Origin of the sequence: Enterococcus sp. 125944 (assembly GCF_051909435.1) — a bacterium.
In the GTDB taxonomy this organism is placed as follows: Bacteria; Bacillota; Bacilli; order Lactobacillales; family Enterococcaceae; genus Enterococcus_D; species Enterococcus_D gallinarum.
In genome coordinates, this window is the sequence record NZ_JBQASY010000016.1 from 82,944 (window position 1) to 96,720 (window position 13,777).

Consider the following 13,777-nt stretch of genomic DNA (forward strand, 5'->3'; position numbering starts at 1 on the left):
AGTTCTTTTAATTAATATTTCTATTCATCCATAGAAATGTCAAAACCATCAAATGTCTCACCATCATAATATTTAAGTAATTCATCGAGTGATAGCAAAGAAGAAGTCATCTCCTCTTCTTCCGTTTGTTGGTGTTTTTCCCAATAGATCTGATAGGCTTCCGCCAATTGTCGATAGACATCTTTCCGTGAACCACCTTCTGCCTGCAGCATTGGCAATTCTCGAATAAACGCACTATAACAAGGACGACCATCTTGCCAACTGATAGGTAATTCAATCACATGTAGTTGGGCTTCTTCAAACCATCTCTCCATCCCGATCCCTCATTTCTCCCTTTATTATCACGTGAATGATTCAGAAGGTCAAACTTCCTGTCAAAATAGACTAAAAAACACTGGCTACCGATGGCTTATCCATGATTTGGAATAGCAATCGGCAGCCAATGATCATGCAGCTACATAAGCATATTTTTCAATGTTTTGTTTGATCTTCTCAATGATTCTCTGATCCTCTACACCTGTGACTTCTGTGATCACTTGAGAAAGATTAGCTGCTTCCAGTAACTCTCTCAATTGTTGACTTTGCTCGTCCTCAGGATCATGATAGTTGAAAATCATACCAATCGTTTCATAGAGATGGAACGGTTGCACATTTCTCATTTGCAATTCAAGGACGGGGCGGATAAATCGTTCTTGTGCGCTTAATTTTCGCAAAGGGGTGCGGGCTACTCGAGCAATAGCATCCGAAATGTAGTTATTTTTGAATCGTTGAATAATTTTTTCAATATACTGTTCATGTTCATCAGGATCAAAATCCCATTTGGCGACTAAAAGTTGACCAGTTTCTTCTAGAACGGATTTCAGCTGAATCACAACTAGATGGTCACGCATGGCTTCATCGATGGTCTCATAGCCTTGTAGAGCTCCTGTATAAGCTACTGTAGCATGACCTGTGTTCACACTAAACAATTTACGCTCGATATAAGGTTTCAGATCTGGTACGTATTGTACGCCTTGTAGACGAAGCACTGATTTCATTGCTGTTTCTTGAACTACCCACTCACAAAATGGTTCTACTTGAACCAACAAAGGATCATCATGTTGTTGCATCGGAACAATGCGATCCACTGCTGCATCTGGAAAACCAACACTATTCTCCAGGTAAGCGAGTTGTTGGCTATACTTTTCTACTTCCTCTTTTAGAAAAGTGGATCCACCGATCATATTTTCGCAAGCGATGACATCAATTGCTTGCTCCTTTTTCTTGATTGCTCGCTGATCCAGCCCTTTTGCAATGAGCGGTGCAATGCGAGGCAATACTGCAGGACCAATGGCAGTGGTTAAAATATCGGCTTCGACAATTGCTTGAACAACCGCATCCGGTTCTTTTGCGTTATTGATTCCTGTCACGTGTTCAATAAAAATCTGTTCGCGGTTCTCATCTGCTAATTCAATTGTATAGGATTTACGTTGCTGAAGCGCAGCAATAATCGTTTCATTTACATCAACAAAGGTTATTTCAAAACCGTTTGCTGCCAAAATCTCTCCGATAAACCCTCGACCAATATTCCCTGCACCAAAATGAACTGCTCTCATCTTTTTCCCCTCCTATGCCACTGTTAGATTAGCGGCGACTTCTTCTTTGCTCAAAGCATCCGCTAATTCGACCACATTATCGATATCGCTACAGAAGAGAGCGATTTGTTGTACCAACTGCAAATGATCTTCACCTATTCCAGCAATGCCAAATAATACCGTAACGATTTTTTCATCCTCATCTGTCCCGAAATTTACGCCTTCAGGCACTTGAACAATGCAGATACCAGATTTTTTGACATATTTTTTTGCTTCATCTGTCCCGTGTGGTATAGCTATGAAATTCCCCATGTAGACAGATAACATTGCATCTCGTTCGATCATAGCGTTGACGTATTCCGGATCAACATATCCGGCCTCAACAAGTTTTTTCCCACAATAACGAATCGCTTCTTCTTTGTTCGCAAACTGTTGATTCAGCTCAATCATTTCTTTTTCTAATAGTTTCATTTTTCTTCCTCCTTAAAGAGCTTCTTTAAGTGTTGTGATTACACGCTGGTAGTTTGACGTTCGCATCAAATTGCTGACAGATAGATGGACTGCATCTGGTGCTAGCGACCGCGCTTGCTTTGTCAGCTCTTCTTTGGTAATTACCAATGATGAAGCATCCGCTTTTAGATTATCGATATGAACCTTTTTAAGTGATAATGAGAGAGATTCTTTCGCTAATAAGTCTTGAAAAACCTTTCTCGCCATGGTCGCTGAGCCTTCACGATCGTCATGGGCAAGAATAACTTCATGAATGCCCTTTAATTCCTCTAGAGGCAGTGGCTTATAATTTACTGCTTTCGTTTTTTTCTCTTCCTCAACTCCTGAGCCTGACAATGTGGCCACGATCTCATTATATTTAGGAGAATTCAAAAAATTTTCTACAGCAACAAATGTTGCATTTGGTGCTTTTAATTTTGCCCGCTCTTGTAACTCTTTTTGTGTCACAATCAATGTATGCGCATCATCTGTCAGATTATTGATTGCTTGATTAGTGACTTGTTGAGCCAAACCAGCATCTTTAACTTTCTTACGCAAAATGGAAGCCCCCATTGCACTTGAACCCATACCAGCATCGCAGGCAAAAATAATCTTCTGAATGCCTGTTAACGATTCTAGAGCCACTCCTTTTGAACGCTGTTTTGCTTGGTGTATTTCCTGTACCTTCTCATCAAAATTATCTACAGTGTCTTTGGCATCGGCTTTTAGAATTGCTGCCGCCACAAGAAACGATATGGTTGCTCCAACAGCAATCCCTGCTAAAACAGAGACGACACTCATCACCGAATTCAACGGTGTCATCGCTAAAATAGCAATAATCGAACCTGGAGAAGCTGGTGCCCTTAAACCTGCACCTAATAATTGAAAAGTGAAACTCCCAGAAACACCTCCTGCAATAACAGCTAAAAACATTAATGGCTTCATCATCACATATGGGAAATAGATTTCATGAATACCACCTATAAAGTGGATAATGATTGCTCCTGGAGCAGATGATTTTGCCGCGCCTTTGCCAAAGAAAGTGAATGCTAATAAAACACCTAATCCAGGCCCTGGGTTTGCCTCTAATAAATATAGAATTGATTTACCAAACTCGCTTACTTGTTCCGTACCTAATGGAGTCAGAATTCCGTGATTGATGGCATTATTCAAAAATAGGATTTTGGCAGGTTCAATAAAAATATTTGCTAATGGAATCAGATGTGCATTGACAATCACTGCAACGCCTGCTGCCATTACTTCTGTCAATGCGTTTACAACAGGTCCAATGACAACAAAGCCTAACAGAGCCAAAGCAAAACCTAGAAGACCCGCAGAAAAATTATTGACTAGCATCTCAAAGCCTGCCCGCACTTTATCTTGAAAAAATTCATCGAACTTCTTAATCGTATATCCGCCTAATGGCCCCATAATCATTGCACCTAAAAGCATTGGGATGTCTGTTCCCACAATGACCCCCATTGTAGCGATTGCCCCAACAACTGCGCCCCGATCTCCAGCAATTACTTTCCCGCCCGTGTATCCAATCAGTATCGGTATTAGATAAGTCAGCATCGGACCGACCATTGAAGCAAAGGATTCATTTGGCAGATAGCCATCTGGAATAAAGAGAGCCGTTAACACGCCCCATGCAATCAATGCGCCAATATTGGGCATTACCATACTCGACAATGTACTACCTAGTTTTTGGACCCTCGACTTTAAAGACGCCTTCCTGTCTGCTTGTACTTGTTCCATCTTCATTCTCCTCCCAACTTGTTTTTACACCTTGATTGTAGGCGCTTTCCGAAAGCTTCGAAAGTCGTACTTTGTCACAGGAAACTGTGACAAAATTTGTCTCTTATCTACAAAAAAAAGCCATGCATAATGCATGACTAATCAATAAATGCCCTTTTCTACTCTTCTAGCGATAGTATTTTTTGGACTTCCTCTATTGTAGCGGCGTCGCTTAATAGTTTTACATTTTGGATATCTGAACAAAAAAAAGCAATTTCTTGCAAGCATGATAACTGCTTTTCTTTGAGAACAACCACAAACAGAATCGTAGTGACCTTTGATTCTTTTGCATCGCCAAAATCGACACCGTCTGGTACTTGAACAAGACAAATCCCTTCTTCATTAATCCATTTGTCTGCCTCTTCTTCTCCATGAGGCAAGGCTACAAAGTTTCCTATATAAACACCATATTTTTTGTGTCGCTGAACTAAACTGTTTATATACTGAGGTTGAACCATTTTTTGGTCTACTAAGAATGTACCTATCTCATGCAATGCTTCTTCTGCACTTTGGAATCGCTGATCTAACAAAATATGTGTTGCTGGAATATCCACTATTTTCTCCTCCCCATTATTGTTTGATTTCTTCAATCAAAAGCGTAGCAAGCAATTGATAAATGATGGAAAAATTTCCTGAATTAAATATTTCTGTATTGAGATCATTCATAATGATGGAACCGCTAATCCTCCCTAAGATTTTACTGCTTTGCTCATCGATTGGATAAGGAGCGAGCATAACTAACAAGCGAGTTACGTTAATCTCTTGTTTATCCATCGCATAAAGTGATAGTCCTTGTGATAAATCAAAGATTTTGAAAACTGGTTGCAAAATTTCTGTACTTGACGCATGAAAAAGGGCAAAGTGAGTCTTCGGTATTCCAACAGGGGCTTGTAAATAGCGCTTCACTAATTTATTGGCTACTTTTTTTCTGTCTTGCACTAACGCTTTGGAAAAATGTTTCATCACTTCAGATAATGTTTCTTCTAAGTTGGGGCCATTGTCAATCGTTTGAAGAGTAAACAATTCTAATAAGCGGTTAATCTCCTCAATAAATGCTAGAACATCTTCATAGGTATCTTCCCTAGTAGAAACTGGCGTAGGTATTGCATGAGAAAGTCTCTTTTTCTGACTAAGCAGACGAAATTCTTCTTTTAGTTCCTGAATGTCTTCTTCCAATAAAATAGGAGATACTAGCTTATATTTTCCTCGATAACCTGGCAACAAAGATGTGGAAATCACCAAGTCGTAGTTGCCCTCAATTTTATCCTGTTCGATATCCCCCACACGGAAAAAAGTAATTTTATTGATAAATGGAAATTGCTTTCTTAGCTGCATCTCTAACAAACTAATTGAAGCCAGTCCGCTTGGTGATACACCTGCAATATTGACTTCCATCACTTTAGGATTCTTTTCTAATGAGTTTGCGAAGTGCAATACCATATAGGCAATTTCTTCTGTTGAAAACTGCTGTTGTGGGAAAACAAGCGGTAAGCTTAAACGGATTGCTTCTGCAATTTCCTCATATTGTTTCATTATTTTTTCTAAAATTGGATTGTTTAGATGGTTCTCTTCCAAAATCGCTCGGGTCATTACCCCAGAAATATGTGTTAGCAACATTTTATATAAAATTTCATCTTCAAAAAAATCAACCTCAGTGTGCTGGCTAATCAGTTCGATCAACCGTTTTACCTGATATGCCAAAGTTGTATCAAAATTCTCTTCAAAAAAATCGCGGTCAAAAGAATTAGAAAAATCCCCTAATAAAATCGCAAAAAAAACTATTTCATTAACCGAATACAACCGCTTCGTTTGTTCAGCAACTTGAGCAAAAATCTGTTTAGCTACCTTCAGCAAATCTTTGTTGATTTGACTTGGATAACTTTCTTCCTCTACTGAAAATCCTGTTGCTACTCGCTCCATGGCTAAAGCAAGCATAATACCAATAAAAGCCAACTTGCGATCACTTAACTCAGGATATTTAGGTTCAACCACTTCTCTTATAAGATCTTGCGCTAAAATCAAGTACTGTTTTTCAATAAACTCAAATAAAAAATGCGCCGTTTGTTCTGCTTCAGGAAAATGAAAAAACTGGTATTCATTTATTTCCATCATCAACGTATTCGCTGCTACTAAACGTCGATGTTTTTCTGGTCCTTTGAGCTCATATCCTTGATTACGGACAATTGTCAACGGAAGGCGCGCCAAACTTTCTTCTAATTGTTTAATATCAGAAAAAAAAGTAGTATTACTGATTTGATAGAGCTCTAAAAAACGATGACTACTAATCGGCTTAGCAGTAGTTGCTAATTGCAGCAAAATCCTATGTTGTCGCTCTATTGACGCAAACTCTTGGGATGGATCAGACATAATTGCTTCTTGCAGCTGAGTGATACTATTCCCGACAATGACTCGAAAATGTCCACGACCTTCTTTTTCTAAGGATGCCCCTACAGTACGCAACGAATTCTCTAAATTGGCTAGTTCGCGGTAGACAGTCCGCTTACTTACTTTCAAAAGCTGCATCATTCGGTCCATAGAAACAGGACCGTTACTGTTCATTAGCTCAGTCAACAAAATAGTTTCACGCTTAGTCAAGAACATAGGCGACTCCTTCTGTCATCAATTGACGATATTTGGAAGTTGTCACTAAATCATCGACAACTAAGTGGGTGACATTTGTTAATGCAGCCATTTGCTGAAAATCTTTTTGAACGATATATAATGCCTCTGGATTAAACTGGGTTGTCTCAATATCTTCTTTCTTTACCTCAATAGGTATGGCTAATTCATTGGCAATTTTACGAACGATTGCAACAGCCATCGTTTGAGCGCCTCTTTTCTTGCCTTCATACAAAAAAATCAATGTTGGGATTTTTTCCCCAACTTTAAAAGAAACATTTGCTACCGTTTCTTGCTCTTGCTTTAAAAGTTTAACTAGTGTTTCATACTCTGATTCCGCTAAAAAGTTACTCAAGAAGTAATGTTGTGCTTGAGGTGTCTTAGTTTGAGCTAAAGCACCAAGCCCTGATTGGGTAATAACTAAAAGATCTTCTCCATCCTTCAACTGATAAATTGATTTATAATCGACAGGTATGGAAATGGCTGCTTCTTCTAAATGTTTAGTTAATAAACTTGCCCCAATTGCGCTAGATCCCATCCCTGCGTCGCATGCAACGATAATTCTCTTTACTTTATCCATACATATTGTTCCTTCCGTACTTTTTTCATTCACTGAGTGATAGGTCAAAACAAAATAGGCAACAAAAAAAGAAACAAGCGTGCTTACCAATACTCCAGCTAATACGCCTGACCACATGTGATTTGGCGTATTTGTTAAGATAGCCAAAATAGAACCTGGTGAAGCCGGTGATCGTAAGCCAACTTTACTCATTTGAAAAATAAATGTACCAGTAGCTCCACCTAAAATCGGTGCGATAATCAATAATGGGTTCATTAAAATAAATGGGAAATAAACTTCATGAATACCTCCTATTGCTTGCACAAATGCAGCAGCAGTCGCCCCATTTCTTGCTTTTTTAGAACCATACCTCATACATGCAAACAAGACGCCTAAACCAGGACCAGGATTGGCTTCAAGCAGAAATAAAATCGACGTTCCATGAATACTGGCGCCTTCAACACCCAACGGCGTAAATAGACCATGATTGATAATATTATTAAAAAAAAGAACCTTTAGTGGCTCCAGAAAAAGATGAATAGCAGGAAATAAATTCTGCTTGAGAAAAAAATCAACTAAATGATAACTTTGTTGACTAAGCTGATCGAGCAAAGGGCCAAATACAAAAAAGTTACATAAAAATAGAAGACCTCCAATTAAGCCTGCAGAAAAATTACGAAAGAGCATCTCATAGCCAGTCTTTACTTTTCGAGAAAAGATATGATCAAAGAATCGAAGCATGCCACCCGTTAACGGACCGATAATCATTGCTCCAAAAACTTGTGGAAATTGAGAGGTTAAAATCATCCCTAAAATTGCAATTGCTCCTGAAACTCCACCTCTTGTTGGTTCAACCATTTTTCCGCCAGTGTAAGCAAGCAATATTGGTAAGAGAAAATGTAAAATAGCTTCTTCTGACTTGATCAAACCCCCCTGATCCGCATCTAGTACGGGTACGGCAAACGCAATGACTGCCCATGCAATAAAAATACTTACATTTGGCATCATCATATCAGAAAAATAATGAGTATAGAGTTTTAAAAATTGAATTGTTTGTCCTCTGTCTTTTATTCCCTTCATCCTCCTCACCTACCTAACACTAGTATAATTTGGTTTTCTCCAAAAAGGAATAACCATAGATTATGCTTCCTCCTTTTGAATGTACCAAAAAAGCTGACGAAAAACGTCAGCTTAAGTTATTGCCTTATTTTTACCATTTTTTATTTAATTAACACGCACAGCAAAACTTGGTGCGTAATAAGAGTAGCTGCTAACTGAAACGCTTTGTCCAGTGGTAGGTGCATGAATGTATTGTCCCCCACCAAGTGCAATAGCCACGTGGTGCGTACTTCCGCGCGATCCCCAAAATAATAGGTCACCAGCTTTTGCTTCATTGATTGAGATAACCGTGCCAGAATACTCTTGATCATAGGTCACACGAGGTAATGAAATTCCTACTTTTGCAAACACATATTGAGTAAAACCAGAACAATCGAATCCGTTCGGTGTCGTTCCGCCCCAGACATATGGTGTACCAAGATATTTCATTGCTTCTGAAACAATTGCTGACCCGTTTACAGATTGTGAAGGAACGTTTGTATTGTTTTCTGGTTTATTTTCAGGCTTATTTACAATTGTTTCTTGTTTTGGTGTATCATTTTCTACTGAGTCACTTGTTCCGGTACTGTTAGTACTGGAAGATTCATTTGTTGAGCTTGATTCATTTGAGCTTGACTCATTCGACGAAGTTGATTCGCCTGTTTTTGTTGTACTACTTGTGCTTGATTCGGCTTGCGCAGCTTCTTCACGTTCTCGAGCTGCTTTTGCCGCTTCTTTTGCGGCAGCAATTCGTGCCTGTTCAGCCTGATAGCTTTCTTTTTGTTTTTCTAGGTCGGCTTTTTCATCTTCTTTAGATGATTGTTGCAAAGCAAGATCTGCTTGCAAAACATTCAAGTCTGCTTGCTTCGATTGAAGTGCTCCTACTTGTTTCTCAAGTTCAAGTTGATTTGCTTCAATTTCTTTTAGTTTTTTATCATTTTCATTTTTTTTCGTTTTAACCGTTTCTTGATCCGCTTTTTGTTGTTGAACCAATTCGTTATTAGCACTAACAATCGTCGTCATAGCTTGAACGCGACCGATAGCATCCGTTAAAGAATCTGCTTCAAGAACGGCATCGATAAAATTGGTGCTTTGTCCATTCACTTGGACATCTCTTGCTTGTTCTTGAATCGCTTTTTCCCGTTTTTCAATACGAACATTCAAGTCGTCGATTTCTTTTTGTAATTTTTCTGAATCAGCATGTAAAGTAGATTGTTGCGTCAATAATGCTTCAGCTTTTTCATTGATAGCTGCAACATCATTTTCCAATGCTTTGATTTGTGCTTGAGCATCAGCTTGTTGATTTTTTAGGTTACTGATTTCTTGATCTTTTTGTTCGATTTTGCTATCAAAGTCGTCTGCCGCGACAAGTGTTGGTGCTACAACTGAAGTAAGCGCAATGGAACTCACTAATATTACTGATAGAATACGTTTTTTCACCCTTCATTCCTCCGCCTGACTTTTCATTGAAAGTTTAAGTTAATTTTAAAATATATAAGAATATCTAAAGTCTTTTTACGATAAAGCGATTGTAACATAGATACATGTCAAGCAGATAAAAAGAATGTTACAAACAGATTTCAAATAATCTACCAGATTCGATACAAAACATAACAAAAAAATGAAGCTATTCTTCTTTGAATAGCTTCATGAATGGAATAACTAAAATAACAAATAAAATAATATTTAATAGCAGTGTCGGTGCTAAGAAACGAGAGACAAAAAATGAAGTATTGACTGTTGCTATTTTAAATAACAACTGTATCCCCAAAGTTACCATTTCAAGACCCGTAACGAAAATAATCATTCCAAAAAACATGGTGAATATGTTTTGGTATAGCGTTTTATTTAAAATATACATGATCCACACAATCATCGGGAATGCGACAGCATAAATACCAATTATGCCAATATAGTAAAGATCATACAAGCATCCAATGATCAATGCGGTTATAATCAAGTAGTTTTTAGGCAAATATCTGGCACTACATAGGAAGGCAATCAATAGTAAATGTGCACTCGCTATATAATTATCTTGCGTCCAGCGCTCAAGTAAACGGGTTAATTGTCCATCTAACAACATCATCAAGAAAAAAAATGCTCCGGCAAAGTACTTTAAATACGTATTTTTTTTCATGCCTATTTGTCACCCGCCAAACGTTTGATAATAGTAACTGCTTGAATATCATACATTTGTGCATAAGGTTTTACATATACTTTTGTATCTAATCCAAATTCATCTTTGGTGGTACTAACAACTGTCCCAACAGCAAGGTCGGCTGGAGAATTCCCTCCTAATCCCGAGGTTTGTACAACATCGCCTTCTTTCAATTGTGTACTTCCAGTCAATTGACTGATAACCAAGGACTTCTCTTTTTGATCATAACTACTTAGAATTCCAAAAGTTTCGCCGTCTTTCCCGCTGATTCGAACAGGAAAATGATTTGAATTTTGATTTTCAGAAGTCAACAATTCGATTTTTGAAGATGCTGCATTCACTTCAATCACACGCCCAATCAAACCTTTTTGGGACATAACCGCCATATTTACTTCGACACCATCTTTCGTGCCACGATCCACAACAAGCATGTCTTGCCATGTATCTGGTGAACGATTAATAACATTGGCAGTAATTTTTTCATAGTTAGTCAATGTTTCGTTTAACTCAAGCTCTTCTTTCAATGATTCGATTTCTCGCTTGTAATTTTCATTTGATCGAGCAATCTCATCATAACTATCGATTTTCTCTTTTAAACGTTCGTTTTCTTCATACGTGACAAAAAGTTTCTTTACAGAGTTTGCACCGGTTTCGATCCACCGTACTGGAGCTGTAATCACCTTGTCCACGATACCAATCGTGTCGTTGACTGCCGATTGCACAAAACTGGATGAATTCCCAACTGCTCTTCTAGCAATCGTCACACTCAACACAGAAACAACTAAAATCACAATAATTAACGTGATTATGATATTTTTATTAGGATTAAACTTTTTCACAAAGACACCTCAATGAGTTCCAAACTGATAGCCTTAATTTTACCACTAAAACGATGTAAACAAAAGTTAAGTTGTACGTCTTAATGCTTTTTTTGTAATTAGCTTTCTGAAATTTTCAAAAATAAAAAAAGAGACTTGACTGTCTCTTAATCTTTGCTTTGAATAACAGCAATAATTCCCGTTTCAAATATAAAGGATGCTTCATCCGTTATGAATTCATTACTAGCAAATGATGTAGGATGTTCAACCTTCACATTTTCCAATAGGTATTTGCTTTCCATTAATGAAAGATTGTCAATGGGAGTCAGACAACAATATGCCAGATATTTCATGCCCTTTTCTTTACGTATGGAATACTTCCCTGGCAAAAAGAACCGAATGACATTTTGCTTATCTAATAGACTAATATTATGAGCGAAAGGCTGAAACCGTTTCTCCAGTACAATCCATAAATTTGCTAAAAAATGATCGATTCTTCCACCAGTTGCACCGATAATATCAATCTTTGCATTGGGAAAATGCTCAATAGCCATCAATAATGCGAGTTGCGTATCCGTATCGTCTTTTTCTGCCGGAGCTTGAAAAAAATTTTTTGCATTCTGTCGCACTCGTTCTCTTTCTTCAGAAGAAAGAGAGTCAAAATCACCAATCGCAAAATCTAAAGGCAAATCCTCCTCAAGCAGATAAAATGATCCCCGATCAATACCAATGTATTTATCATACTTCTTTAGAGACGGCCAAGTTTGCTTTTTGCCACCTGCAACTAGAAGAATATTCATTTATTACAACACTTCTTTCAATGCTTTGATTTGATCAGCAGGACTGTCCGCGTCATAGATGTAGCTACCAGCAACAAACACATTGGCACCAGCTTCTAAACAGATCCGAGCTGTTTTTGGAACGATTCCACCATCTACTTCGATATCATAGTGATACCCATTTTTCTCTTTCAATTGTGCTAGTTCCTTGATTTTAGCAACTGTTTCTTCGATAAAAGATTGTCCACCGAATCCAGGGTTCACAGTCATTACCAATACTTGATCACACATGGATAGTACATGTTGAATAGCGGCTACTGGCGTACCAGGGTTGATAACAATTTCCGCCTTTACATTTTCATTTAAAATCATTTGAATTGCGCGATGAATGTGGGGAGTAGCTTCGGCATGAACTCCAATTATATCGGCACCAGCTTCGGCAAACGCATGAATATAATTTTCTGGTTGAGTAATCATCAAATGAACATCCAGTGGCAACTTAGTTATCGGACGAATAGCTTTGACAACATTTGGTCCTAAAGTAATATTAGGAACAAATTGGCCATCCATTACATCTATATGGATGTAATCCGCGCCGTTTTTTTCTACAAGTTCAATGTCCCGTTGCAGATTCGCAAAATCCGCACTTAAAATTGATGGTGCTAGTTTAATCATATTCGTTTCCCTCACTTATTTTTCTTTTTATAAATTGGACGACGATTTTCAATCTCCTCTAAAAATTGAACATAGTTTTTATACCGGGTAAGTGCAACTGTTTGCTGTTCAACTGCTTCTTTTACAGCACAATTTGGCTCATTTAAATGCATACACTCACGAAAACGACATTGGTGTGCCAATGCTAAAAATTCTGGAAACTGTTTGGGCAATTGTCCACTATCGATTTCCAAAAAATCGATTGAGCTGAATCCAGGGGTATCAGCCACTAACCCATCATATAATGTCAATAATTCTACATGTCGCGTTGTATGTTTCCCTCGACCTAATGACTCAGAAATTTCGGCCGTTTCCAAATCTAGCTCTGGGACTATTCGGTTAAGCAATGTGGATTTTCCTGCGCCAGATTGTCCCATAAAAACTGTCAGTCGTTCCGGGAAAATTCTTTGTAACTCCAGAAGATCGCTATTATCTGCTTTTGAAACAATGACTTGGTAACCAATTTGTTGGTACAAAGCGGCAATTTTTTGAACCTCACTTTGATCACTCACTAAGTCTGTTTTACTCAAAAAGATAATTGGTTCAATCTCTTTATACTCCAGTGTAACTAAAAACCGATCTAATAGATTAAATGAGAAATTAGGCTGGATCAAACTTGTCACCACTACACCTTGATCCACATTGGCCACTGGTGGACGTATCAATTCATTTTTTCTCGGCAGTATCTCTAACAAGTATCCATCAGTTGGATTACTACTTTCAAAAATAACTTCATCCCCAACAAGCGGCGTGATTTTTCTGTTTCTGAAGTTTCCTCTTGCTCGAGTTTGAAAGATAGTATCTTCAGACTCTACATAATAGAATCCACTAAGAGCTTTGATTATTTGTCCTTTCAAAAATTCTCCTCCTCATTTCTTTTTATTGTAACATATTTATAACTCATGAATAAATTTCTCACCAATAAAAAAAGCCTGAAGAAGACTCTTCAGACAAAAAATCGGGAAGACAGGATTCGAACCTGCGACCCCTTGGTCCCAAACCAAGTGCTCTACCAAGCTGAGCTACTTCCCGATAATAGATATTAAAAAAATAAAAAGACTACGCGCCCAAGAGGAGTCGAACCCCTAACCTTTTGATCCGTAGTCAAACACTCTATCCAATTGAGCTATGGGCGCATATTAAGAAATGCCGAGGACCGGAATCGAACCGGT

Annotated in this window: 13 protein-coding genes and 2 tRNA genes; all 15 read right to left on the reverse strand. The window is 38.1% G+C overall.

Annotated elements, in window-relative coordinates; all coding sequences use genetic code 11:
- Nucleotides 1-20: 20 nt before the first annotated feature.
- Nucleotides 21-314: a hypothetical protein gene (locus tag ACTFWY_RS13470; RefSeq protein ID WP_005469722.1), complete on the reverse strand. Its 294-nt coding sequence runs from the start codon at nucleotides 312-314 to the stop codon at nucleotides 21-23.
- Nucleotides 315-446: 132 nt separating this feature from the next.
- Nucleotides 447-1,595: a mannitol-1-phosphate 5-dehydrogenase gene (locus ACTFWY_RS13475; protein ID WP_003128816.1), complete on the reverse strand. Its 1,149-nt coding sequence runs from the start codon at nucleotides 1,593-1,595 to the stop codon at nucleotides 447-449.
- 12 nt (nucleotides 1,596-1,607) lie between these two features.
- Nucleotides 1,608-2,045 carry a PTS sugar transporter subunit IIA gene (locus ACTFWY_RS13480; protein WP_003128815.1) on the reverse strand — a complete coding sequence of 146 codons (438 nt, stop codon included), beginning with the start codon at nucleotides 2,043-2,045 and terminating at the stop codon, nucleotides 1,608-1,610.
- Nucleotides 2,046-2,057: 12 nt separating this feature from the next.
- Nucleotides 2,058-3,821, reverse strand: a complete 1,764-nt coding sequence (locus ACTFWY_RS13485) for a PTS mannitol transporter subunit IICBA (RefSeq protein WP_113849006.1) — start codon at nucleotides 3,819-3,821, stop codon at nucleotides 2,058-2,060.
- 158 nt (nucleotides 3,822-3,979) lie between these two features.
- Nucleotides 3,980-4,414: a PTS sugar transporter subunit IIA gene (locus ACTFWY_RS13490; protein WP_003128813.1), complete on the reverse strand. Its 435-nt coding sequence runs from the start codon at nucleotides 4,412-4,414 to the stop codon at nucleotides 3,980-3,982.
- Between the two features lie 16 nt (nucleotides 4,415-4,430).
- Nucleotides 4,431-6,461, reverse strand: coding sequence for a BglG family transcription antiterminator (locus ACTFWY_RS13495; RefSeq protein ID WP_003128812.1), 2,031 nt, complete (start codon nucleotides 6,459-6,461; stop codon nucleotides 4,431-4,433).
- Nucleotides 6,448-8,118, reverse strand: coding sequence for a PTS transporter subunit EIIC (locus ACTFWY_RS13500; RefSeq protein ID WP_409531050.1), 1,671 nt, complete (start codon nucleotides 8,116-8,118; stop codon nucleotides 6,448-6,450). The genes ACTFWY_RS13495 and ACTFWY_RS13500 overlap by 14 nt, the downstream gene beginning before the upstream one ends.
- A gap of 144 nt (nucleotides 8,119-8,262) precedes the next feature.
- The gene (locus ACTFWY_RS13505; protein WP_081131188.1) at nucleotides 8,263-9,576 is read right to left on the reverse strand and encodes a C40 family peptidase; all 1,314 of its coding nucleotides are present in this window, start codon (nucleotides 9,574-9,576) and stop codon (nucleotides 8,263-8,265) included.
- A 187-nt stretch (nucleotides 9,577-9,763) separates the two neighbouring features.
- Nucleotides 9,764-10,273, reverse strand: a complete 510-nt coding sequence (gene mreD / locus ACTFWY_RS13510) for a rod shape-determining protein MreD (RefSeq protein ID WP_021150867.1) — start codon at nucleotides 10,271-10,273, stop codon at nucleotides 9,764-9,766.
- 2 nt (nucleotides 10,274-10,275) lie between these two features.
- A complete protein-coding gene (gene mreC / locus ACTFWY_RS13515; protein ID WP_005469711.1) occupies nucleotides 10,276-11,133 on the reverse strand; it encodes a rod shape-determining protein MreC in 858 nt (285 codons plus the stop codon).
- A 146-nt stretch (nucleotides 11,134-11,279) separates the two neighbouring features.
- Entirely contained in the window at nucleotides 11,280-11,912 is a 633-nt protein-coding gene (locus ACTFWY_RS13520) for a thiamine diphosphokinase (RefSeq protein WP_003128805.1), read from the reverse strand.
- A 3-nt stretch (nucleotides 11,913-11,915) separates the two neighbouring features.
- Nucleotides 11,916-12,563, reverse strand: a complete 648-nt coding sequence (gene rpe / locus ACTFWY_RS13525) for a ribulose-phosphate 3-epimerase (protein ID WP_034707063.1) — start codon at nucleotides 12,561-12,563, stop codon at nucleotides 11,916-11,918.
- A 14-nt stretch (nucleotides 12,564-12,577) separates the two neighbouring features.
- Nucleotides 12,578-13,462 carry a ribosome small subunit-dependent GTPase A gene (rsgA, locus tag ACTFWY_RS13530; protein ID WP_003128803.1) on the reverse strand — a complete coding sequence of 295 codons (885 nt, stop codon included), beginning with the start codon at nucleotides 13,460-13,462 and terminating at the stop codon, nucleotides 12,578-12,580.
- 101 nt (nucleotides 13,463-13,563) lie between these two features.
- Nucleotides 13,564-13,637 (reverse strand) — tRNA-Pro (locus ACTFWY_RS13535).
- A gap of 30 nt (nucleotides 13,638-13,667) precedes the next feature.
- Nucleotides 13,668-13,741 (reverse strand) — tRNA-Arg (locus ACTFWY_RS13540).
- Between the last annotated feature and the right edge of the window lie 36 nt (nucleotides 13,742-13,777).